This is a genomic window from Paralcaligenes ginsengisoli, assembly GCF_054781135.1.
This window is the reverse complement of record NZ_BAAGUZ010000031.1, coordinates 15,547-37,345: the sequence shown is the minus strand read 5'-3', so window position 1 is coordinate 37,345 and position 21,799 is coordinate 15,547. Positions and strand designations below refer to the sequence as shown.

Below are 21,799 nucleotides of genomic sequence, written 5' to 3'. Positions count from 1 at the left end.
CAAAAATAAGACGTTAAAACAGATCAGTTGTTGTCGTTGAGATGACAGGCACTCAGGTGATTCGCCCCTATGCCTTTCAGTATGGGCACTTCGATCTTGCATCGCTCCATGGCGTAAGGACAGCGGGGGTGGAAATGGCATCCCGACGGAGGCGCCAGAGGGCTGGGAATCTCCCCCTTGATTGCCGTATAGGTTTTACCCCGCACGTCTATGCGCGGCACCTCGTCGAGCAAGGCTTGGGTATAGGGATGCGCGGGCTTCTGAAAGATCTCCTGTACCGATGCCGTCTCTACAATACGGCCCAGGTACATGACAACCACGCGATCGGACAAATGTTCCACCACGCCCAGATCATGGCTGATGAACAGGTACGTCAGCTTTAATTGTTCACGCAAATCCATGAACAGATTCAGAATCTGCGCCTGGATCGATACATCGAGCGCCGCCACGGCCTCGTCGCATACCAGCATGTCGGGATTAACGGCCAAAGCACGGGCAATACCGATGCGCTGGCGCTGCCCTCCGCTGAACTGATGGGGATAACGCCCGCGCAGGGCTGGGTCCAGGCCTGCCCGTTCAAGCTGCGAGCATACATACGCATCCAGTTCTCCAGCGGAAACCAGTCCGTGTATGCGCGCCGCTTCACCGATAATTTCGGCCACGCGCATGCGCGGGTTAAGGCTGGCATAAGGATCCTGGAAAATCATCTGGATTTTCAGGCGGGCTTGCCTGGCGTCCTGCGCATTCATGGCTTGCGGCGCCACACCGTTGATTTTCAGCGTTCCCTCGCTGGGCTTGAGCAGGCCGGCCGCAATGCGCCCAAGCGTCGACTTGCCGCAGCCGGACTCGCCCACCAGGCCGACCACTTCGCCAGGACGGATGGCCAGGTCAACGCCATCGACCGCATGGGTGACCGAGGGCTCGTCGGCCAGTCCGGCCCGCATCAGCGCGCGTTTGACAACTCCCGCGGGCTGCTCGCCAAAGCGATGGCTGACACCGCGCAGTTCGATCAGAGGAACGGGCGAGGTCATGCGCCCACCTCATGCGAGCTGGGGTGAAAACAGCGAACCGCGCGGCCCCTGGAAAAAGTCGTCAATGCCGGAGGCTGGCCACAGGCCTCGGTCCTGCGCGCGCAACGATTGGAAAAGGCGCATCCGGCGGGCAAAGCCAGCAAATCCGGTGTCATGCCCGGAATTTGATTCAGACGCTGTCCGTGCCGGTTGTTGCTGGGCAGGCTATTGAGCAGCCCCAAGGTATAGGGATGCAAAGAATGATCCAGCACTTCGGCGACTGATCCCTGTTCAACAATGCGTCCGGCATACATCACGGCTATCTCGTCGGCCAGGCCCGCCACCACCGACAGATCATGCGTAATCCAGATCAGCGCGGTTCCGTTGCGTCGAGTCAGGTTCTGGACTTCCGACAGAATCTGGCCTTGAATAGTCACATCCAGTGCGGTCGTGGGCTCGTCGGCAATAATCAGTTCAGGCTTATGCAGCAAGGCAATGGCGATGGCCACGCGCTGGCGCATGCCACCGGACAATTGATGCGGATACGCCATCAGGCGTTCTTCGGGACTTGAAATCCCCATCATCCCCAGCGTGTCCCGGGCGAGCTCGCGCGCCTGCGCTTTGCCGACCTTGCTGTGCGCCTGCACGGTTTCAATCATCTGCACATCCACGCGCAATACAGGATTCAATGTCATCATCGGATCCTGGAAAATCATGGCGATGCGATTGCCGCGTATATGCTGCAGCTGCTTTTCCGGAAGACGGGTCAAATCCTGCCCATTGAACAGGATTTCCCCCGCCACGATGCGCCCGGGTTCGTCGACCAGCCCCATGATCGAGAATCCGGTTACCGATTTGCCGGAACCGGACTCGCCCACCAGGCCGAGAATTCTGCCGCGCTCCAATTGGAAGGACACATCGTCGACCGCCGCCACCGCGCCCGCACGAGTAAAAAAATGGGTGCGCAAACCACGCACATCCAGAAGTATTTCCGCGCTCATTTCTGCAGCCTTGGATTGAATACGTCCCGCAAACGGTCCCCCACCAGATTCAGGCAGACAATAGTCACCAATAAAGCAATGCCGGGGTAGAAGCTGATCCAGTATTGGCCCGACAGCATGTATTGGTAGCCATTGGCAATCAGCAGGCCCAGCGAAGGTTCGGTAACCGGCACTCCCAGCCCAAGAAAGCTGAGGGTTGCCTCCAGCGTAATGGCGCGCGCCACTTGCAGAGTTCCAATGACAATCAGAGGCGGCAGGCAATTCGGCAATATATGCTTCAAGACAATGCGCCACTGGGGGATGGCCAGGCACCGAGCTGCCTCCACGTATTCGCGCTGGCGCTCGACCAGCGCCTGCCCGCGCGCCGCCCGGGCGTAATAGGCCCACTCCAGAATCACCAGGGTCAGAATGACGTTGCCGACACTTTTACCCAAATAGGCCAGGATCATCATGGCCACCAGAATAGACGGAAATGAAAGCAGCAGATCAACCAGGCGCATGATCAGGGTATCGGTTTTGCCGCCGAAGTAAGCCGCCATCAATCCCAGTACTGTGCCGATGATGCCGGCAATGACGGCGGAGCCCACACCCACCATCAGGCTGATGCGCAAGCCGTACAAAATGGCTGAAAACAGATCGCGCCCCTGCCCGTCCGAGCCCAGCCAATAGGAAAACGTGCCCATGTCGCTGGCGGTGCCGGGAGCAAGCCGGGCATCCAGAATGCTGATCTGTGTCAGGTCGTACGGGTTTTGCGGGGTGATCCAGGGCGCGCAGATGGCGGCGGCAATGAGCAATAGGCCGACGACCAGGCCCAGTACCGCGCTTTTCGACGAGAAGAAATCAGCCAGATACCGGGCCCAGGGGGATTCCAGCTTGACGGGTGCGGAAGCGTGCGATGCGGTGCTCATGCCAGTTTTTCCAGACGAACGCGCGGATCGAGTAGGCGGTACAAAATATCGACAATCAGATTCAAGCTAATGAAAAGACAGACTATGACAATCAGGTAGCCGACAATCACGGGCCTGTCCAGCGCATTGATGCTGTCCAGAATCAGCTTGCCTGCGCCAGGCCAAGAAAAAATGCTTTCCGTCACCACGGCAAAGGCAATGGTCGAGCCCAGTTCCAGGCCCAATACCGTAACCAGGGGTATAAGAATATTGCGCAGTACATGAACGCCGATAATTCGCAACGGAGACAAGCCTTTGGCGCGGGCGAATTTTATATAATCCAGCGGCAGCGTTTCACGTACGCCGGCGCTGGTCAGGCGTATTACCAGAGAAATCTTGAACAGGGAAAGATTGAGGGCGGGCAGAAGCATGTGCTTCAAGCCATCCCAGGTCAGGAACGACCATTGCGCCCCCAGAAACTCCACGGTCTGCCCGCGCCCGCTGGCCGGCAGCCAGCCCAGGGTCACGCTGAATGCCATGATCAGCATCAGGCCCACCCAGAATGTGGGCAGGGAAAAACCCAGTATGCTTCCCGCCATGACGGCTTTGGACAAAGGATGCTTGGGTTTCAGGCCCGCCAGCAGCCCCACCGGCAAACCCACCACAACGGCGATCAGCAGCGCCGCAATGGCCAGTTCCAGCGTGGCGGGCAGGCGCTGCATGATGAGTTTGATGGCGGGTTCGTTATAGACAAAGCTGTTGCCCAGGTTGCCATGCATGGCACTTGCCAGGAACGAGACATATTGCCGCCACAGGGGCTGATCCAGCCCCAGCTGCGCAATGATGCGGGCACGATCCACCTGGTCGACATCCTGGCCGATCAGGGTATCGATGGGATTGCCTATCGCGTGCAGGCCTATGAATACGATCAGCGTCATCACCAGAACCACGACGACAGCCTGCGCCACGCGCTTCAATAGCCAAAATATCATGCTGGCACGCTCACTGGGCCGTCAGGAAAATCCAAACTCGGAATGATCATGTTTCGCCTTGTGTCTCCGGCAAGCTGTACAAGGAACCAAGCGCCGCCGTCAGGTCTTGAGGATCATGCTCGATCAAGTTCGCCAAGCGCAAATGAGCCTGTTTTTTCAGGCTCTCCACCAGGTCTTTCACATAATCGCTGGATACCTGGCCGCGAGCCGTGATGGCGCCGAACAAATAGGGAATATGGGTATCAATCGGGCGGATCACCACGTCATCCATGGAGCCGCCCAGAATGGTAACGGGTTCGATGATGGAAATACCCATATTGCTGCGCACCAGTGTCAGTGCGTTCAGGGTCGAATTCGTTTCGATGGTTCGCGACGGGTGTATTTCCTTTTCAGCCAGGGCCTGATCCAGGCGATGCTTGAGGCGGAACGGGTCGGCCATGGTAATAATGGGTGTGTCGCCCAGCGACGCCAGGGAAATGATTTTATGCCTGGCCAGGGGGTGCCCCTTGGCCAGCGCAATGACGCAGGAAACTTCGGCGATCCAATGGATATGCGTGCCGTGGCTCTGAATGGGCAAGCTGGTAATACCGACATCGACCCGGCCATTGACGACGCTTTTAACCACATGCTCCGGCATCAGGCTTTGCACCCACAAGCGCCCGGGCAAGTCTGCCTCTTTTGCGTCGTGCATCTGTTTTAGCGCGTGCGGCAGCAATCCCGACGCCAGGGCGGCGGTGGCGGCAATTCGCACAGGGCGGTTTTCGCCGCGGCCGATTTCTTCTGAACGGATCCGGATCTGCTGCAAGCCGCTTAGCGTGCGTTGCACTTCCTCGTAAAACAGCAAGCCTTTTTCCGAAGGCGTCACGCATGGCCGGCTGCGGGTGAACAGTATGTACCCGATTTCCGTTTCCAGATCCTGGACCAGCCGGCTTATGGCCGATTGAGAACGCCCCAGCAGTTGCCCTGCAGCCGTCAGGCTACCAGCAGACATTACCGCGGCGAAAGCTTCCAGTTGGCGCAGATCCATTATTTTTATAATATGCGTTTTACGCAAATAAGGCTATCAATTATTTAATTCTAAGATAAATGGCCTTTTTAGAAAACTACTAATTGCTTATGAGGTTATGCCGCTTGCCGGAATCCGCCGCTCGGGCGGCCATTCAAGGCGCCGCGGGCCGCTTTGCCGCAGTGGTGGCCAGCAGCAAGCCCGTCAACGCCAGGGCAAAAGCCATGATCTGAACGCCGCTCAACGTCTCGCCAAGAATCAATACCCCCACCAGGGCGGCGCTGATCGGCAGCATGACGGTAAACACTCCTGCCTGGGACGCAGGAACGGATTTAAGCCCCGTCATCCATAACCAGACGGTCCAGACACTTGCGGCCAAGGCATAGAACATCAGTAACAGCCATATATCCATTCTTACGGAGGCAAAATCGAAGTCCAGCGCCACATAGATGCCCATCGGAGTCATCAGCGCGAATCCCCATAAATTGATGACGGCGCTAATGCGCTTGGGGCTTAGCACGGCAGTCAGCTTTTTGCCGATCACGGCATAGGACGCCTCGCAGAGAACAGCGCCGAATATCAGCAGATTGCCCAGCCACGCCGGCCCGGTCGTCTGCAACTGATCGGCAACGCCACTCCCCTTGGCCAGCGACAGCAGCCCTATGCCCAATGCCCCGCAGGCCACGGCCGCCCACACCCGCGCACCAATATGCTCCTTGAGAACCATCCAGCTCATCAGCGCGACCATGGCCGGTATGGCCGACATGATGACGCCGGCGGACACGGCGCTTGTCATGGTCACTCCGTAAATCATGCAGATCGTGAACAGAAAATTGCCAAGAAAAGACTCCAGAAACACCAGTTTCCGGGTTTGCCACGTCATCGCCGGCTCGGCGCTCGGCTTGCGCAGCCAGCGCAGCATGGCAAGCCCTCCTATGCCGAACCGCAGCCACGCCAGCAAGAAGACCGGAATGGCGGCCGCAAGGGGCTTGGACAGGGCAACGTAAGAGCCAACCAAAGACATGCTCAGGGCAAGGCAGCCATAGGCCGCCATCCGGCCGGGGGTGTAATTCGTCAAATTCGTCGTTTTCCAATAATGCACACGCCCCGCTGTGGCGGCTGCCCGATGTCAGGCACAAATTGTACGGCGATCGGCGCCGCCGGGAAATCGGCGCTATTCAAATGCCGGACATTTCCGCGCCTCATGCAGCAAACATAAATGGCCACGGCCGAATACAACTTTTTACCGAGCGCCGGGGCCCGGCAGCAACGCCATAAGGCATACAATGAACAGAACAGACATCGGAGGAGTAGTACGCACATAACCATAATGAACAACGGGATGCTCAGCAATGCAAGAACACACCATATCACCGCCGTTCTGGAATCTTGATCAGGTTCCCTTCGCCACCATAGACCTGGCGCAAGCCAGGGCCCAGGAAGATCTGTTTTATCTGACCGCTGCCGCATCGTTTGTCGAGATTGCCACGGATCTCTACGCCGATAACCTGATACAGTATTTCAGCGGCAGCGACGACGTTGTCGACTGGCTGCAAAACACCTGGAAAAACGAAGAAGTGCGACATGGCCGCGTTCTGCGGGAATACGTGCGCCACGTATGGCCGGAGTTCGACTGGGAACATGCATATGCCGATTTTTTCGCCGATTATTCGCGCCGCTGCACCGTTGACGCGCTGGAGTCGACCCGCAGCCTTGAAATGGTTGCCCGATGCGTGGTCGAAACCGGGACGGCGACGTTTTATCAGGCCCTGGCCACACAAGCCTCCGAACCAATATTGTCAGGCATTGCCGCACACATCCGGGCCGACGAAATCAACCATTACAAACACTTCTACGGATATTTCGGCATGTATAGCGCCAGCGAATCGCCCCGGCGCCTGCAGATCCTGGGAGCCCTCAAGAGGCGGGTGCTGGAAGCCCGCAACGACGACGCGGACTGCGCTTTATGGCATGTCTTTATCGCCAGCCAAACTCAGAAAAGCACAGACAAAGCAGCGTTTCGAGCCTTGCGCGCCCGGTTGCGCGAACAAACCCGACAGCACTATCCTGTTGCCATGACCGCCAAAATGCTGCTCAAGCCATTGCATCTGCCCGGAGCAGTCACACGCTTGATACACCCTTCCCTGACATGGATAGCCAGGCGGCTGATGTAGTATCGGACGCAATACCCCTTATGTCATACCCATCTTTCATACTGCGAGCCTGACACCATGACTACGGTTTTCCCCGGTTTTTCGTCCCCGGCTGCCGGCCCCGAGGCTCCTCTGGAAATGCTGGCGGCCTGTCATATACGCATTGAACGCCAGTGTTCGACCTTGAAGCGCCTGGCCGTGCATCTCGCCGATCACGGCACCGACGAAGAGGCCCGCCATGCGGCCGCGGCCGTGATGCGCTATTTTGATACGTCGGCACTGCAGCATCATGCCGACGAGGAAAAAGATCTCTTTCCCGCGCTGATTGAATCGATGGCCGGTTCCGACGCGGTCTGCCTGCGCAACCTGACCGAAGGATTAAGCGCCGACCACCGTACGCTGGAGGCCAGTTGGCAGCGCTTGCGGAAAATACTCGAACAAGTGGCGGCGGGCGTGCCGGCCACGCTGCCCCACAGCGAGGTCGAGGCATTCGCCGATCTGTATGAGCGCCATTTGCAACGTGAAGAAGACGAACTCCTGCCCATGGCCGCGCGACTGCTCAGCGACGACGACCTGACGCATATCGGCCGCGCCATGCGCGAGCGGCGCGGCATCCCAGCGGTATAGCCATTGAAGGCCGGCCCCGGGCGCGGCTTTTTTTCACAGGCCCGGCGCAGCGGGGTCGGATGCGGGCAGCGTAACGGCGCTGCTGGCCGGCAGGCTGGGCCGCGCGGCTTCCGCCAGCAACATCGTGGGAGGGTTCGACAGTGACAGCCCCGCGTCCCGCAAGCGTTTCAACACATCGAACAGCAAATCGCTGCGCACTCCGGAGGCCGAGCGCGGCGAACCCACATAGCCTGTAGCGCTGAACATCAGGCCCTGCGCCTCTATGCCTTCCAGCAGCACATTGGGTGCCGGCTGTTCCAGAACCTCGGCATGGTCGTGAAACGCGGCGAGTATCAGGCCACGCGCCAGCTCCGCATCGGTAGTCACCGGCATGGGCAGTTTTATCTGCACCCGGCCGATCGGGTTTGCATGAGTGACGTTCCGCACAATCTTGGTAATGAATTCGGAGTTGGGCACAATTACCGTGGAACGATCGCCCATCTGAATTTCAGTGGCTCGTACATTGATGCGGCGAATATCGCCTTCGATTCCGCCCAGCGACACCCAATCGCCTACTTTGACGGGCCGCTCGGCCAGCAATATCAGACCGGAAACGAAATTCTGCACTACCGCCTGTAGCCCGAAACCTATACCGACCGATAATGCGCTGGCAATCCAGGCGACACGCTCCAATCCGATACCCGCCGCCGACAAGGCCAGCGCAACAATCAGCACATAGCCCGCGTAGCCGGACAAAGTGGCCGCCGACACCCGCATGCCGGGATCGAGGCTGGTCGTGGGCAGATATCGGCCGACCAGCCAGCGCTGCAGCACCTTCACGCTTCCGAAACCAAAAACCAGAACCAGTATCGCCAGCAACACGGCTGTCGGACGAATCTGGGCTTCGCCGATCGAAATGCCGGTATACAACTGATCGGCGCGACTAAGCCATTCGGAAGGCCCTTCGCCGAGCGGCACCAGCAACAACATCAGGGTAAACAACACGACCACCAGGCGGCCCAGACCAGAAAGCAACACCACCGCCTGGCTGCGTGCACGGGTCATCGGCCGCACCGCGTTCTCATCGCCGGCATTGCGTTTCACGGCGGCCAGAAGGCTTGTGCAGCCGTCTTCGATCAGCACAGTCAGCAAATAAGCCGAACTCAGCACCGTGGCGATCCAGATTACTTGCCTGGCAACAAAGCTGCCAAATGCCACGTATCCCACGAGCAAACAGACAACGCTGACCGCCAGCGCCAGCCAGGTCAGGCTGACCAGGGCCGTGAGCCACAGGGGATTGGCCAGCACCTCGCTCTTTTCAGGCTTTTGCAAAAACTGCTTGCGCAAACGGCTGGCGCGGATCAGTCCGGCGCCCACTGTTGCGTTGATCAGAAGCCCAATGACACAATCGAACGCCACAGTCGTAATCAGACTGGCATTGACCAGGGCCGCCAGGTGCTGCACCGACCAGCCCACGACAATCACCACAGCCAGCGCCAAGGGAATCCAGCGCAGACCCAGCGCCACCGTATCCAGCATGGGCGGCAGCCGCCATGACGGACGGTCGGCCGCCAGCAACGCCTGCCCCAGGCCAGCCACCAGCCCCCCGAAACACACCAGGCCAATCAGCCAGCCGAACAGGGCCGCCAATGAATCGGACGGGCTACCCGTCCAGTCAATGCCGACGCGCAGCAGACCGGTAATCAAGCCTGGCACGGCCACCGCCAGCAGGACCTGCACGGCCGCGTATAGCGAGCGTCTCAGCCGCCCCGGCGGCACACGCGAAGTGGTCAGTTGCATGAGCAGGCGTCCCGCCCATAGTCGCAATCCCAATACAACAACGATAGCCAGCAACACACCCACCCACACCCCGGTGGGAGCCGATCCGGCAAGCTCCGCCAGTTCTGCGCCCAGCGGTGTCAGGCGGCGCGCATCTCTGGGCCACTCCGCCACCAGTTCGGTCCAGAAAGGCTGTGCCAGAACCGATGTGGTGCGTTCACCCAGGCGAGCCTGAAACTGCGATCGCCGCAACGTCTGGATTTGCTCGGTGGCCTGGTCGGCCTCGACAGTAAGGAGGCGAGCCAATTTGAGCTGTGAGTCGAGCTTGCTGCTGCCTTTGCTTAACTGGGTACGCTGCGCCGCCACATCTGGTGCCTCGGGCGCACCGGCGGCCGGCTCACCCAGCTCGGCCAGGCGGGCTTGCACGCTGGTGAGTTGCGGCTCGATCGAGGCCGCCGCCGCCTTGGCCTTGGTTTGCGCATCCAGCACGGCCGCACGCAATTGAACCAGCTCCGCGTCATCGAGCGGGTCTTTCAGGCTTTTCTGTACTCTGTCGATCTGCGCACGCGCACCATCCAGAACGGCACCGACATCGACAGCCGCTGCGCCACTGCCCTTGGCATCGCCCGATTGAGCGTAGGCGGGGGCGGTCGAAAATGCCATCAATCCGAAAAATGCCAGGCTGCCAAGCAAACTACGAAGGAAAAAGCGGGCTCGCATCGAGAAGACCGGACGAACAAGTGATGACAGCGCGTTCATTTTTATGCTCGGCATTAAGGTTCATTATTATGACGCGAGCGGACGATTAACGGGTTATTACATGAAGAACCAATCCACCACGGTCAATCGCCCGAATCGGCACGGAATCGCCCCATTCTGGAGCATTATTCGCACAATATCGGTGCAAAACCGCTTTTATTTCATTCTGACCGCAATCAGCCGGTAAATTCAACCATTCGTAAATCAAGCGCCCGTAAAATAATTTTTCAAAAATACATTTCCGCATAAAAAACTGAAGTCCTACTTGCACAACTACAGGGAGTCGATGAGCGTGGACAGTCACAAAAATGGTGCCGATGCTTTGTTCATACTGCTCGGCGCGATAATGATCCTCGCCATGCACGCGGGCTTTGCTTTTCTGGAACTGGGAACCGTACGCAAAAAAAACCAGGTCAATGCACTGGTGAAAATTCTGTCCGATTTTGCCGTTTCCACAATCGCCTATTTCTTCGTTGGCTATTATGTTGCCTACGGTGTCTCGTTCTATAGCGGCGCGGCCGTCCTGGCGGAAAGAAACGGTTTCGAACTGGTCAAGTTTTTCTTTTTACTAACATTCGCGGCCGCCATTCCGGCCATTATTTCCGGTGGCATGGCGGAACGCGCAAAGTTCTATCCGCAATTGTTTGCAACCGCAATACTGGTTGGCCTGATCTACCCGTTTTTTGAAGGCATAGTCTGGAACCATCATTTCGGCATCCAGGCTTGGCTGCAATCGGCCTTCTCCGCCCCGTTCCATGATTTTGCGGGGTCGGTCGTGGTACATGCCGTGGGCGGCTGGATCGCTTTGCCGGCGGTATTGCTGCTTGGCGCGCGGCGCGGCCGTTATTCAAAAAGCGGCGCCATCGCGGCGCACCCTCCGTCGAATATCCCTTTTCTCGCCTTGGGAGCGTGGATACTTACCGTTGGCTGGTTCGGCTTCAATGTCATGAGTGCGCAAACCCTGGACAAGATGAATGGCCTGGTCGCCATGAACTCACTGATGGCCATGGCGGGCGGCACGCTGGCAGCACTGGTGCTGGGCAAAAACGATCCCGGCTTCATACACAACGGTCCGCTGGCTGGCCTGATTGCAATCTGCGCGGGATCCGATCTGATGCATCCGCTGGGTGCGCTTCTGACCGGCGCAATCGCCGGCGGCATTTTCGTCTGGATGTTTACCTTGACGCAAAACAAATGGAAGATCGACGATGTGCTTGGGGTCTGGCCTTTGCATGGCCTGTGCGGTGCCTGGGGCGGGCTCGCCGCGGGCATTTTCGGATACAAGGCGATGGGCGGAATAGGCGGCGTGTCTTTTATATCGCAACTGATCGGCACCCTGCTCGGTATCGCCGTGGCATTGATTGGCGGAACCTTGGTCTATGGCGGCTTGAAAAAATTCGTGGGCATCCGCCTTGAGCCCGAACAGGAATTCGAAGGCGCCGATTTGTCGATTCACAAAATAACGTCAACGACAGAGCGCGAAACCAGCTGGTAATCGCTCCCCAGCCCAGGCATTGCCGTCATCCTCTTGCCGCACGATGACACGCAATGCGGTTTGGCCATGTTCCACCATGAACTCACAACATGGATTTTGCTGAGGATAGAACCGTATCGCAGACTTGCTTGGTGGCAGCCGCCTTCAGGCCGCTGCCGCTCAAATCAAGCGACTTGCCATCGCCGCTGTGCAGGATGCCCCTGGCCCCATCGCTAAAGCCGCTACTGGACGGGGCGGACCCGCCGCCAAGCTTCCCCATCAGCGAGTCCTTGACCGAAGACACGCCATTGCCGCTGAGATAATTGTTCTTGATGCAATATTCCAGCACACCGGCGATATTGTTGATATTGCCCGTGCCCAGAGACTGGCCCGACAGCATGCTGCCCGCACCACCCAGATTTCCCAGACCGCCCGACTGCCCCTCAGTCATTCCTTTCTTCAGCAAATCACCGAGCTGCGCATGCGCGGCTCCGACGGGCAATAGCGCCGCAAGCAAAATGCCCATAGCCATGGTGCGATAAGTGCAGTTCATAATAAGCTCCCCCTTCGATCAAATAAAGCCAAATCCCACTATAGTTCCTTTTCGAATGTCCGGCCGACAAGACGCCGTGAAAATGCTTGCGGACGGAAGCAACAGGCGTAAGATACCCAGACAGGTAAAACTTCCCACCTTAAAACAGGCATTCATTACCATGAACGATCTGAACCAGGCAGTGGAAAACCCGGCCTTCCCCAATCCCGGCCGGCGGCGTTTGTTGGCAAGTCTGCTTTCGGCTTATACCGCGTCGCTTATCCCATGGGCAACAGCCCAAGCAATCGTCAACGACAATCAAGGCGCGTTTCTAGCCGTCTCGGCCATACTGGCCGGCCGCCAATCGCTTGATACTGTTCTGGCCAGGCGCCTCTATGACGCTCTTGTCGCCGACGATCCCAACTTTCCCGCTGCGGTCAGCGCACTGCTCAAGCAGATCAACGAACAGAAGATCGCTCCCATGCAATTGCAGAAGACACTGGATACGGAACACTCAAGGCTGGCGCCTCTGCCGCGCAAAATCGTTTCCGCCTGGTTTTTGGGCATAGTCGGTGAAGGCGAGGGCGCGCGTTGCATTGCGTACGAAACCGCGTTGAACGCCGTGGTCGTCGAAGATGTTCTGAAGCCGCCCACCTATGCATATGGCGCATACGGAAGCTGGGCAAGAAAACCAAACTGAGGAGTCCAGGATGCCGGAACAGTTGTCCGCTGACTTTGTCGTAATCGGTTCGGGAATCATAGGTTCATTGGCGGCACTCAAGTTCCTGAAGCAAGGCGCCTCGGTCATTATTCTCGAGGCGGGGCCGCCCGTCACCCGAGGCGAAATCGTAGGCCGTTTCCGCAATTCCCCGCGCAAGGGTGACTGGATGTCCCCTTATCCGCCGTCGCCCTGGGCGCCGCACCCAATCTACCAGCCCAAAGACAACGGCTATCTGGTGCAGGCCGGCCCGTATCCCTATCCGGCCGAGTACATACGCCAGGTCGGCGGCACTACCTGGCATTGGGCGGCACAGGCATGGCGCGTGGTGCCGAACGATCTGCGCATCCACAGCCTGTATGGGGTTGGCGTGGACTGGCCAATCAGCTACGAAGAGCTGGACCCTTTTTACCAGGAGGCCGAGGACATCATGGGGGTTTCGGGCTTGCCGAATACCGGCTCGCCGCGCAGCAAACCGTTCCCGATGGAGCCCGTTGCCGAAACGTGGGCCATGCGTCGCATTCGCGAACGGCTTGCACCGGGCGGCTACGAAGTCGTGGGCAACACCACCGCACGCAACAGCCGGACCTACGACGGCCGCCCGGCCTGTTGCGGCAACAACAGCTGCCAGCCTATCTGCCCGATCGACGCCCAGTATCATGGCGGCATTGCGGCCGCCGATGCCCACGCCGCAGGCGCGCAATTGATTCCGAATGCGGTAGTCTACAAGATCGAACCCGATCCGCAGGGCCGCATAGCGGCGGTTCATTATTACGATCCCAACAAGACTTCCCATCGCGTCACGGGCAAGACCTTTATTCTGGCCGCAAATGGAATCGAAAGCCCAAAGCTCCTGTTGATATCGACCAGCGACAAATACCCCAAAGGCCTGGCCAATAGTTCCGACATGGTGGGCCGTCATCTGATGGACCATCCCAGCACGTCGATAACCTTCGACGCCGACGAAGAACTATGGCTTGGGCGCGGCCCGCAAAGCCCGAACTCCATCAATACCATGCGCGACGGCGCATTCCGTTCCGAATACTCGGCCTATCGTCTGGACTTCACCAATATTTCGCGGGTGCTGGGCGCCACGCAGGCTCTGATCGACGCAGGCGTGTACGGCATTGAACTGGAAAAACGGCTGCGTCACAGCGCAGCCTTCGAGATGAGCCTGAAAAACGTACTGGAAGTTTTGCCTCATCCGGAAAACCGCATCACGATCAGCGCCGAAAAAGACGCCATGGGCATTCCAAAACCCGAGGCGCACTACTCGATCGACAACTACACGCGCAAAGGGGCCGAGGTATCCGGGAAGGATTTCGCGCGCATTGCCGAGCTGATGGGAGGCACTAATTTACGCTACAGCAAAGAAGGCAGCTTCGCCAACAACCAGCATATTACCGGCACCATGAGCATGGGCATGGACCCCAAAACCTCGGTGGTCGACAGCTACGGGCGCACGCATGATCACGAAAATCTTTTCATCGCCAGTACCGGCATCATGCCGACCGCGGCGACCTGCAACTCGACCATGACCGGCTTGGCCCTGGCATTGCGTACTGCAAAACACATACTCGGGGCTGCGGAAAACAAGCCCTCGCCGAATACGTCCGCGTCGAAATCCTGACCCGCAAAGGTAGGCCTCAATGAAATTAATGACATGCCTGCAATTTGATCTGGCCGCTGCCGTGATGGCACTGGCGAGTCTGAACGTATACGCCGCGGCGACGGCCGATACCACCAACACCGAATTGATTCAGCGTGGCCAGTATCTGGCAACGGCGGGCGACTGCATAGCCTGCCACACGGCGGCCGGTGGCAAACCGTTCGCGGGAGGGCTGGTGGTGCCCACACCGGTGGGCGACATCATATCAACCAATATCACGCCTTCAAAAGCAAACGGTATCGGCAACTATACGCTTGAGCAGTTCGCCGCTGCCTTGCGCCAGGGCGTGCGCGCCGACGGCCAACATCTGTATCCAGCGATGCCTTATACCTCTTACGCCAAAGTCACGGACGACGACATCAAGGCGATGTACGCCTACTTTATGCACGGGGTGGCACCGGTCGATGCCTCCCCTGCCGCAACGAACCTGCCATTTCCCTTCAGCATCCGTTTGTCGATGGCCGCATGGAATTTATTGTTTCTCGACGACAAGCCGTTCAAGCCCCAAGCGGACAAAGGGGAGCTATGGAATCGCGGCGCCTATCTGGCTGAAGGGTTAACGCATTGCAGCACCTGCCATACGCCGCGCAATATGCTGATGGCGGAAGATTTTTCGCGCACCCTGGGCGGCGGCGACGTCGGCACCTGGCACGCACCCAATATCACTTCAGATAAAAACAGCGGAATCGGCGGCTGGACCGCGCAAGAAGTCATCGACTACCTTCAATCCGGCCATGCAGGCAGCAAGGGCCAAGCAGCCGGCCCCATGGCCGAGGCCATCGACCACAGCCTGCGTCACCTCAACAACGCCGATCTGAGCGCCATCGCCGCATACCTGAAGACAGTTCCTCCATTGCACGATGCCGCGGACACCCGTCCGGCCTATGCCTGGGGCACGGCGGGCGATGACTTGAACAGCATACGCGGCGTACCCCTGCCCAAGGACCTCGACGCAATGACCGGCCCGCAACTCTATGACGCCAATTGCGCGAGCTGCCACCAGGCACGCGGCCAGGGTAGCCCGGACGGCGGCCTGCCGGCGCTATTCCACAACACTGCGCTAGGCAGGACCAACACCAACAATCTGGTCATGGTGCTGCTTGACGGAATAGCACGAAACCCTGACGCTGCGGATGTACTCATGCCCGGCTTCAGGGCGCAATTGTCCGATATCCAAATCGCAACGCTTGGAACGTACCTGACTCAACGCTACGGCAACCCTGGCGCCCATGTCACCGTCGATCAGGTGAAAACCCTGAGAGCTGGCGGCGAGCCCTCCCATTTGATCTGGTACGCGCGTGCCGGCCTGATCCTTGCCGGCCTTTTGATTGCCGGCCTTTTCGTGTTCGGCGCGCGCCGACGCAGGAAAACGGCATAGTGAAGCGCGCGGCAACGCCCAGGATGGCTACGTTGCCGACGATGCTCGCCACTTAATTATTTTGCCGCTGTTCAACAGGCCCGGCCCACAACAAACGCCATAACTCGACCAGCCAGGCCAGAAACGTTGTTACCCACGCCGCCAGCGCCATATACAGAAAAATCCTGCCCACGATCGCCATAAAACCGAATCCCATGGCGACGTCCATTTGATAGGTGCTGGCCGCATACATGCCCAGCGGAAAAACAGCTCCCCAGTAAAGCGCATCGTATTGCACCGGAAAATGCTTGTACACATGGCGCCATAACTCGAGCACAACCAGCAGCGGTATCCACCAGGTGCCGGTAGCCCAATAAAAAATGGTGAACCCCTTGATGAACGGCAAAAGCGACGCCAGATAAGGCGCGCCCGGGGCATTGATGATCAACAAGGCACCCACCAGAGACGAAATCGCCATGGCACCCATATTGATCCAGTAGGGAGGCACCAGGTCATCGGGGGCGAACCGGAAAAAAGTATCGCGATAGAAAATCAGCGACACCATCCAGATGTAGAGCATGCCGCCCCACAGCCACATCGATAGCGCAAAGAAATTCATTTCAAGCTTGTAGGGATGGCCAAGATGATCTGCCAGCAAGACGCTTAATGCCGCTATCGATTGAGCGGCCACCACCGCCAGTAGCCAGCCGCCGTTGATCCCACGCTTCAAGGCGGGTTTGTGCGTTTTTATAAAGAGCGCGGTAAAAATTATGTAGGTCAGGCCAATCCAAAGCACGACAGCTGTCACCCACAGCACCCAGGCCACGGCGTCATTGCGGGCCAGCACTACGAACTGCGTTCCAAGAATGCCCGAGGCCGCTACGGACGTAAAAAACCCCCACCCCTGCAAATGATCGAACATATCGCCAAAGAACAGCCGCGGATAACGGATCGCGCGCACAACGGTAAGTACCCATAGCACGCCGTAAAGAACGATATTCAGCCAGAACAAGCCATGCGCCAGGGTGGTCATGGCCAGTTGATTGGCCGCCAGGGAGACAATCCCCGTTGCCATGACCATGCCGAAATAAGCCGGCGACAAGGCGGCCAGCACACCCAGATGGGAGTAGCGGATGCGAACCTGCATGCGGGTCGGCTCAGCATCGTGATCAGGAAAAGGCGTAGTCATGGTCCGGTGCCTGGGCAGCTTGAATCGGCATCGACAGTGCTTACCCAGGTTCGTATTATTAATCTACGGATAATTCTACGCCCTTGCCCGCCGCGTTCAGGTTCATGCATCGATGGAAACAGCCGGTATTTGTCCTGGCCATTGGTACACATAAATGAATCCAAAAAATAATGAATCCAAAAGAAATTTGTACTGATATCAATACAAGTATATGATTTACCCAGCCGAAAAACATCACCACTCATCCAGGGAAAGGAGAATCTAATAATGCACAACAGAATATTTCGTCTTGGCGCAATCGGATTAACACTGGCGCTGGCGCTGCCCTTTTCAATTTCCGCCCGCGCCGACGGCAAGCCGCTGGTACTGGTTGTCGGAGCCTCGCCAGGCGGAACGACCGATCGTGTGGCACGCGGAATCGCCAAGGAAATGGCGAAAACGCTCAAGCAGACGGTCATTGTCGACAACAAGCCCGGTGCCGGCGGAAATATAGCCGCCGAGTTCGTTGCCCGCGCCGCCAAGGACGGCAATACCCTGCTGGTCAGCTACAGCAGCTTTTCGGTCAATGCAAGCCTCTACAAGCATTTGCCGTTCGACCCCGAAAAAGACTTCAGCCCCATCAGCATGCTGGCCCAGGTGCCCAGCGTGCTGGTAGCCCGCAAAGATTTCCCCGCCGACGACGTCGCCGGCGTGATAAAGCTGGCCAAGGCATCGCCCGGAAAATATTCCTTTGCGATCGGCGGCGTGGGTTCCTCCTTGCATATGGCCACGGCCAGCTTCGAAATGGAAGCCGGCATCAAGGGCCTGAACGTGCCCTACAAAGGAACAGCGCCCGCACTCCAGGATTTGCTGGGTGGACAAGTCGACCTGATGTTCGCCAGCGCCGTGAATGTTCTGCCGTTCCTGAATTCGGGCAGGGTAAAGTACCTGGGCGTAACCAGCCTGCAAGCCATGCCGCAGTTCCCCAAGGCGCCTCCCATCTCGAACACCATAAAAGGCTTTTCATCCAAGGCATGGTTCGGCATGTTCGGCCCGGCAGGCATTCCCCAAGCCAGGATCAAACAACTGAACGCGGCGGTGGTCGACGGTGCGAAGCATGAAGACTTCACAAAGTTAATCACCCCTGAAGGCGGTTCCGTCATTACAATGACGCCTGACGAACTGGCCCGATTTGTTGCCCAGGACATTAAGCGCTATGCAAAAGTCGTAAAGTTTACGGGTGCAAGCGTCGACTGAATGCTCATTCATGATCTCGAATCCCACGCCGCGTTATTACAGAATCTACCGCCTGCTCAAACAAGGCATCGAGAATTACGAATTCCGCAATAACCTGCCGCTGCCGGGCGAAAACGCCCTGGCCGAGCGGTATGGCGTATCCAGGCTTACGATCCGGCGGTCCCTGGAACTGCTGCAGCGCGAAGGGCTCATAGAACGTCGTCAAGGGTCGGGGACGTTCCCCGTCGGCAATAGCGTCAAGGTGCAGCCCCTGTCGGCGGATATCAACAAGCTGCTCGCTCATCTGGATCGCATGGGCGCCACCAGCCAGGCCCGGCTATTGGAGTTCGCATACGAAACCCCCAACCCCGATGTGCAAAACAGGCTGGAGCTTGCCGCCAATGCCAAAGTGCAGAAAGCCATCAGGGTTCGAGACTATGACGGAGCTCCGTTTTCCTATCTGCTCACCTATGTGCCCGAGCACATAGGCAGACGCTTCTCGGAAGACGACCTGGTCCGCCAGCCGATGCAAACAATCTTCAAGAAACTCAAGATAAAACCGGCATCGGCCGAGCAGTCGATAACAGCCCAGTTGGCCGACGTGCATCATGCCGAAGCGCTGGATCTTGAAACCGGGTCGCCGCTGCTATGCATCCGGCGCGTCATACGCGACACTAGCAATACACCTGTCGAATATCTTATTGCCGCGTACAACCCCAACCGTTTCGAATACCGCATGACTATGTCCAACAAACACCTGAAGGGGCACGATTCATGGGTCATGGACGAAAGCCGGTAAGGCATGGCGTACCAGCCCCTCGCTTACTCGTAGCGCTTGCCCAGTTCCAGCAGCTCGGGCGTTTCGATCAGCTTGTTCAATTCGTTGAAATTGAGCATCGCTCCCGCTGAAGCCTTGGTCGAGCCGTTTTCGCGCAAAAGCCCATAATAGCTTTGCAGGCTGTGCGCCACGGCGCGAGCGGCTCCGCCCGGGAAGATGACAATCCTGAAGCCGATTTCGCCCAAGGCCGCCGCCGATCGTAGAGGAGTCATGCCCCCTTCGACCATATTGGCCAGAAGCGGTATGCGGTCCATGAACTGGTCGCAGGCGCGGCTCATATCGCCCAGCGTTCCGAGGGCCTCAATGAACAGAACGTCGGCACCGCACTCCAGATACGCCTCGGCGCGCTCCAGGGCGGCGTCCATGCCCTCGACGGCCACGGCATCGGTGCGCGCCAGGATGAGCGTGCTGTCGCTGCGGCGTGCATCCAGGGCAGCTTTCAATTTGCCGCACATCTCGGGCACCGGAACGACCGATTTGCCGGCGAGATGCCCGCATCTTTTGGGGAAAGTCTGATCTTCCAGCTGGATCATGGCCGCGCCGGCCTTTTCAAGCCCTTTCACAGTCCTGATCACGTTCAGCGCATTGCCGAAACCGGTATCCGCGTCGACGACGACCGGCAACGCGATCCTGTCGGTAATGCGCGCCAGGGTTTGTTCGACTTCGGTATAGGTCGTCAGCCCTACATCGGATCTGCCAATCCGCGTATAAGCGATCGATGCCCCGGATAAATAAACCGCTTCAAAGCCAGCCTGTTCAGCGATCAACGCCGATAAGCTGTCGTACACGCCCGGTACCAGCAGGCAATCTTGTGATTGAAGCCGAGCTTTCAAATTATTCATGAGTTTTGCACGGAATACTTCCGTTCCAGTTGGTTCAACAAGCCGCCCGCCGATGCCATCTCGATAAGGAAATCGGGAATTTTCTGGCACTCGAGCGATATACCGGATTCAATTCGGATACACGAATTCCGGGCATCGATTTCGATCAGACTGCCCTCTGCGATCTGTTCCGCATCCGGACACACAATCGCCAGCAACCCAAGATTGAACGCGTTGCGAAAATACAGGCCGCTGAACGATGGTGCGATAACCGCCCCTATGCCCAGTTCCACGAGAACGCCCACAGCCTGTTCCCTGGAAGAACCTATGCCGAAATTCGGCCCCGCCACCAGGACATCGCCCTTTTGCACGCAAGCCGCCAGATCGGGATACCGATTCTCCAGGCAATGACGGGCGATCTCCTTGATCTCCAGTTTCATATAGGCGCCGGGAGCCAGGGCATCCGTATCGATGTTCGCGCCTACGCGCCAAACTTTATGTCGCATGGCTTATCGGGCCTCCGCTAAAATGGTCCGTGGGTCTGTAATATGCCCAGTCAGTGCCGAGGCTGCCACGGTATAGGGCGACGCCAGATAAACATTGGTCTCGACCGAACCCATGCGACCCTTGAAATTCCTGGCGGTACTGGAAATCACATTGCCCGCCCCTGCCAGCGCATTGCCATAACCCGAACACGCCCCGCAGGACGTAGCGAAGATTTCAGCCCCGGCATCGATCAAGGTATCCATGATCCCTTCTTTTTGCGCCGCCTGCTGGTCCAGCTGCGACGCGGGAGCCACCAGAAGCCTGACAGCCGGATCGATTTTCCTGTTTCCGAGTACACGGGCAGCGGCCCGTAAGTCGTCCAGCTTGGCACCTGTGCACGCGCCGATATACGCGATCTGGACGGGCACCTTGTCGAACTGATCTACCGCATGCGAGTTGCCCGGGCTATGAGGGGCGGCAACCATCGGAGCCAGCACCGATGCGTCAAACCGATGTATCTCCACGTCGGCATGGGCATCCGTTTTCCAATGGGCCAGGTCGATCTCTTCCGCGACTCCGGCCACACGCAGGAAATCCACGGTTGTCTGATCCGGTGCAATCAGGCCAGCCTGCGCACCCAGCTCGGCACTCATATTGGACAGGGTCATGCGTTCCTGCATGGACAAAGCGCTGACCGCCGCGCCGGTAAACTCGACGGCGTTGTAATCGGCTCCGTTGGTTCCGTACAGGCCTATCATGTGCAGCATCATGTCCTTGGCGGTAACTCCGGCCTGCAAGCGGCCCGACCATTGCATCATGATGGTTTTAGGCACTTTCACCCAAATCTGGCCTGTCACGACCACCCCCAGCATTTCCGTACTGCCCACGCCGAACATATAGGCGCCGAAGGCTCCGCCCGTGGGCGAGTGGGAATCGCCGCCCACGCACAGCATCCCCGGCTTGACATGCCCTTTCTGAGGCAGGACGACATGGCATATGCCGATTGAATCGTAGACATTGGGCAATTGCTGTTCGGCGGCCCAATCGCGGGCGATTTTCAGGATTCTCCTGGAGTCGTCGTCCTCTTCCGGCACATAGTGGTCCATGACCAGCACGACTTTTGATTTATCCCAGATTCGCGCCCCCAGCTTCTCGAGCATGGGCTTCAGGCGCCGGGGGCCGCTGGAATCATGGAACATGGCCAGATCAACGCGGCACGTCACAATCTCGTTCACGGCGACCGACGGCTGGTTGCACGCCTTCGCGATGAGCTTCTGGGCTAGTGTTTGAGCTTGCATGGGCATGCC

At 58.2% G+C, this 21,799-nt stretch carries 20 protein-coding genes; 8 read left to right on the top strand and 12 right to left on the bottom strand.

Annotation, left to right across the window (positions count from 1 at the left end; all coding sequences use genetic code 11):
• Positions 1-23 precede the first annotated feature (23 nt).
• From ACYVIS_RS14240 to ACYVIS_RS14215, 6 genes are all read right to left on the bottom strand, one after another.
• Complete coding sequence (locus ACYVIS_RS14240; RefSeq protein WP_232742925.1) at positions 24-1,031, bottom strand: ABC transporter ATP-binding protein; 1,008 nt, start codon at positions 1,029-1,031, stop codon at positions 24-26.
• The gene (locus ACYVIS_RS14235) at positions 1,028-2,011 is read right to left on the bottom strand and encodes an ABC transporter ATP-binding protein (protein WP_232742924.1); all 984 of its coding nucleotides are present in this window, start codon (positions 2,009-2,011) and stop codon (positions 1,028-1,030) included. Before ACYVIS_RS14235 ends, ACYVIS_RS14240 begins: the two co-directional genes overlap by 4 nt.
• A complete protein-coding gene (locus ACYVIS_RS14230; protein ID WP_232742923.1) occupies positions 2,008-2,919 on the bottom strand; it encodes an ABC transporter permease in 912 nt (303 codons plus the stop codon). The genes ACYVIS_RS14235 and ACYVIS_RS14230 overlap by 4 nt, the downstream gene beginning before the upstream one ends.
• A complete protein-coding gene (locus tag ACYVIS_RS14225) occupies positions 2,916-3,890 on the bottom strand; it encodes an ABC transporter permease (RefSeq protein ID WP_232742922.1) in 975 nt (324 codons plus the stop codon). The genes ACYVIS_RS14230 and ACYVIS_RS14225 overlap by 4 nt, the downstream gene beginning before the upstream one ends.
• A 46-nt stretch (positions 3,891-3,936) precedes the next feature.
• Positions 3,937-4,917 carry a LysR family transcriptional regulator gene (locus tag ACYVIS_RS14220; RefSeq protein ID WP_255696615.1) on the bottom strand — a complete coding sequence of 327 codons (981 nt, stop codon included), beginning with the start codon at positions 4,915-4,917 and terminating at the stop codon, positions 3,937-3,939.
• Positions 4,918-5,050: 133 nt separating this feature from the next.
• Positions 5,051-5,950 (bottom strand): DMT family transporter, encoded by a 900-nt coding sequence (locus tag ACYVIS_RS14215; protein WP_232744520.1) that lies wholly within the window; start codon positions 5,948-5,950, stop codon positions 5,051-5,053.
• 298 nt (positions 5,951-6,248) lie between these two features.
• On the opposite strand from ACYVIS_RS14215, the gene ACYVIS_RS14210 reads away from it, so the two are divergent.
• Together ACYVIS_RS14210 and ACYVIS_RS14205 are read left to right on the top strand one after the other, a co-directional pair.
• Positions 6,249-7,070: a ferritin-like domain-containing protein gene (locus ACYVIS_RS14210; protein ID WP_232742920.1), complete on the top strand. Its 822-nt coding sequence runs from the start codon at positions 6,249-6,251 to the stop codon at positions 7,068-7,070.
• Between the two features lie 57 nt (positions 7,071-7,127).
• Positions 7,128-7,676 carry a hemerythrin domain-containing protein gene (locus ACYVIS_RS14205; protein ID WP_232742919.1) on the top strand — a complete coding sequence of 183 codons (549 nt, stop codon included), beginning with the start codon at positions 7,128-7,130 and terminating at the stop codon, positions 7,674-7,676.
• A gap of 33 nt (positions 7,677-7,709) precedes the next feature.
• On the opposite strand, the gene ACYVIS_RS14200 is transcribed toward ACYVIS_RS14205, so the two are convergent.
• Positions 7,710-10,154, bottom strand: a complete 2,445-nt coding sequence (locus ACYVIS_RS14200) for a DUF3772 domain-containing protein (RefSeq protein ID WP_370635983.1) — start codon at positions 10,152-10,154, stop codon at positions 7,710-7,712.
• A gap of 331 nt (positions 10,155-10,485) precedes the next feature.
• On the opposite strand from ACYVIS_RS14200, the gene ACYVIS_RS14195 reads away from it, so the two are divergent.
• The gene (locus tag ACYVIS_RS14195; RefSeq protein WP_232742917.1) at positions 10,486-11,688 is read left to right on the top strand and encodes an ammonium transporter; all 1,203 of its coding nucleotides are present in this window, start codon (positions 10,486-10,488) and stop codon (positions 11,686-11,688) included.
• Between the two features lie 82 nt (positions 11,689-11,770).
• On the opposite strand, the gene ACYVIS_RS14190 is transcribed toward ACYVIS_RS14195, so the two are convergent.
• Positions 11,771-12,220, bottom strand: coding sequence for a DUF2501 domain-containing protein (locus ACYVIS_RS14190; protein WP_370635932.1), 450 nt, complete (start codon positions 12,218-12,220; stop codon positions 11,771-11,773).
• A gap of 160 nt (positions 12,221-12,380) precedes the next feature.
• Between ACYVIS_RS14190 and ACYVIS_RS14185 the strand changes: the two genes are divergently transcribed.
• Genes ACYVIS_RS14185 through ACYVIS_RS14175 form a run of 3 tightly spaced genes read left to right on the top strand, consistent with a single transcriptional unit; the run spans position 12,381 to position 15,964 of the window.
• Positions 12,381-12,899, top strand: a complete 519-nt coding sequence (locus ACYVIS_RS14185) for a sorbitol dehydrogenase family protein (RefSeq protein WP_232742916.1) — start codon at positions 12,381-12,383, stop codon at positions 12,897-12,899.
• Between the two features lie 10 nt (positions 12,900-12,909).
• Entirely contained in the window at positions 12,910-14,547 is a 1,638-nt protein-coding gene (locus tag ACYVIS_RS14180) for a GMC family oxidoreductase (protein ID WP_232742915.1), read from the top strand.
• Between the two features lie 19 nt (positions 14,548-14,566).
• On the top strand, positions 14,567-15,964 hold the full coding sequence (locus tag ACYVIS_RS14175; RefSeq protein ID WP_460874235.1) for a c-type cytochrome: 1,398 nt from the start codon (positions 14,567-14,569) through the stop codon (positions 15,962-15,964).
• Positions 15,965-16,016: 52 nt separating this feature from the next.
• On the opposite strand, the gene ACYVIS_RS14170 is transcribed toward ACYVIS_RS14175, so the two are convergent.
• Entirely contained in the window at positions 16,017-17,132 is a 1,116-nt protein-coding gene (locus tag ACYVIS_RS14170; protein WP_460874234.1) for a tellurite resistance/C4-dicarboxylate transporter family protein, read from the bottom strand.
• A 267-nt stretch (positions 17,133-17,399) separates the two neighbouring features.
• On the opposite strand from ACYVIS_RS14170, the gene ACYVIS_RS14165 reads away from it, so the two are divergent.
• The gene (locus ACYVIS_RS14165) at positions 17,400-18,368 is read left to right on the top strand and encodes a tripartite tricarboxylate transporter substrate binding protein (protein ID WP_232742911.1); all 969 of its coding nucleotides are present in this window, start codon (positions 17,400-17,402) and stop codon (positions 18,366-18,368) included.
• 10 nt (positions 18,369-18,378) lie between these two features.
• Positions 18,379-19,146, top strand: a complete 768-nt coding sequence (locus ACYVIS_RS14160; protein WP_232742910.1) for a GntR family transcriptional regulator — start codon at positions 18,379-18,381, stop codon at positions 19,144-19,146.
• Positions 19,147-19,169: 23 nt separating this feature from the next.
• Here the strand turns inward: ACYVIS_RS14160 and ACYVIS_RS14155 are convergent, their stop codons facing one another.
• From ACYVIS_RS14155 to ACYVIS_RS14145, 3 genes are read right to left on the bottom strand one after another with little or no spacing between them, the layout of a single operon-like run.
• Positions 19,170-20,027, bottom strand: a complete 858-nt coding sequence (locus ACYVIS_RS14155; RefSeq protein ID WP_232742909.1) for an isocitrate lyase/PEP mutase family protein — start codon at positions 20,025-20,027, stop codon at positions 19,170-19,172.
• Positions 20,024-20,512: a LeuD/DmdB family oxidoreductase small subunit gene (locus ACYVIS_RS14150; RefSeq protein WP_232742908.1), complete on the bottom strand. Its 489-nt coding sequence runs from the start codon at positions 20,510-20,512 to the stop codon at positions 20,024-20,026. The genes ACYVIS_RS14155 and ACYVIS_RS14150 overlap by 4 nt, the downstream gene beginning before the upstream one ends.
• A gap of 3 nt (positions 20,513-20,515) precedes the next feature.
• Positions 20,516-21,790, bottom strand: a complete 1,275-nt coding sequence (locus ACYVIS_RS14145) for a 3-isopropylmalate dehydratase large subunit (RefSeq protein ID WP_232742907.1) — start codon at positions 21,788-21,790, stop codon at positions 20,516-20,518.
• Between the last annotated feature and the right edge of the window lie 9 nt (positions 21,791-21,799).

Coding starts and splice junctions, on each gene's coding strand:
- ACYVIS_RS14200 (WP_370635983.1), bottom strand. CDS start 10,154: ATGCGAGCCCGCTTTTTCCTTCGTAGTTTGCTTGGCAGCCTGGCATTT.
- ACYVIS_RS14150 (WP_232742908.1), bottom strand. CDS start 20,512: ATGCGACATAAAGTTTGGCGCGTAGGCGCGAACATCGATACGGATGCC.
- ACYVIS_RS14215 (WP_232744520.1), bottom strand. CDS start 5,950: ATGGCGGCCTATGGCTGCCTTGCCCTGAGCATGTCTTTGGTTGGCTCT.
- ACYVIS_RS14165 (WP_232742911.1), top strand. CDS start 17,400: ATGCACAACAGAATATTTCGTCTTGGCGCAATCGGATTAACACTGGCG.
- ACYVIS_RS14210 (WP_232742920.1), top strand. CDS start 6,249: ATGCAAGAACACACCATATCACCGCCGTTCTGGAATCTTGATCAGGTT.
- ACYVIS_RS14180 (WP_232742915.1), top strand. CDS start 12,910: ATGCCGGAACAGTTGTCCGCTGACTTTGTCGTAATCGGTTCGGGAATC.
- ACYVIS_RS14185 (WP_232742916.1), top strand. CDS start 12,381: ATGAACGATCTGAACCAGGCAGTGGAAAACCCGGCCTTCCCCAATCCC.
- ACYVIS_RS14235 (WP_232742924.1), bottom strand. CDS start 2,011: ATGAGCGCGGAAATACTTCTGGATGTGCGTGGTTTGCGCACCCATTTT.
- ACYVIS_RS14170 (WP_460874234.1), bottom strand. CDS start 17,132: ATGACTACGCCTTTTCCTGATCACGATGCTGAGCCGACCCGCATGCAG.
- ACYVIS_RS14205 (WP_232742919.1), top strand. CDS start 7,128: ATGACTACGGTTTTCCCCGGTTTTTCGTCCCCGGCTGCCGGCCCCGAG.
- ACYVIS_RS14240 (WP_232742925.1), bottom strand. CDS start 1,031: ATGACCTCGCCCGTTCCTCTGATCGAACTGCGCGGTGTCAGCCATCGC.
- ACYVIS_RS14190 (WP_370635932.1), bottom strand. CDS start 12,220: ATGAACTGCACTTATCGCACCATGGCTATGGGCATTTTGCTTGCGGCG.
- ACYVIS_RS14145 (WP_232742907.1), bottom strand. CDS start 21,790: ATGCAAGCTCAAACACTAGCCCAGAAGCTCATCGCGAAGGCGTGCAAC.
- ACYVIS_RS14225 (WP_232742922.1), bottom strand. CDS start 3,890: ATGATATTTTGGCTATTGAAGCGCGTGGCGCAGGCTGTCGTCGTGGTT.
- ACYVIS_RS14160 (WP_232742910.1), top strand. CDS start 18,379: ATGATCTCGAATCCCACGCCGCGTTATTACAGAATCTACCGCCTGCTC.
- ACYVIS_RS14220 (WP_255696615.1), bottom strand. CDS start 4,917: ATGGATCTGCGCCAACTGGAAGCTTTCGCCGCGGTAATGTCTGCTGGT.
- ACYVIS_RS14175 (WP_460874235.1), top strand. CDS start 14,567: ATGAAATTAATGACATGCCTGCAATTTGATCTGGCCGCTGCCGTGATG.
- ACYVIS_RS14230 (WP_232742923.1), bottom strand. CDS start 2,919: ATGAGCACCGCATCGCACGCTTCCGCACCCGTCAAGCTGGAATCCCCC.
- ACYVIS_RS14155 (WP_232742909.1), bottom strand. CDS start 20,027: ATGAATAATTTGAAAGCTCGGCTTCAATCACAAGATTGCCTGCTGGTA.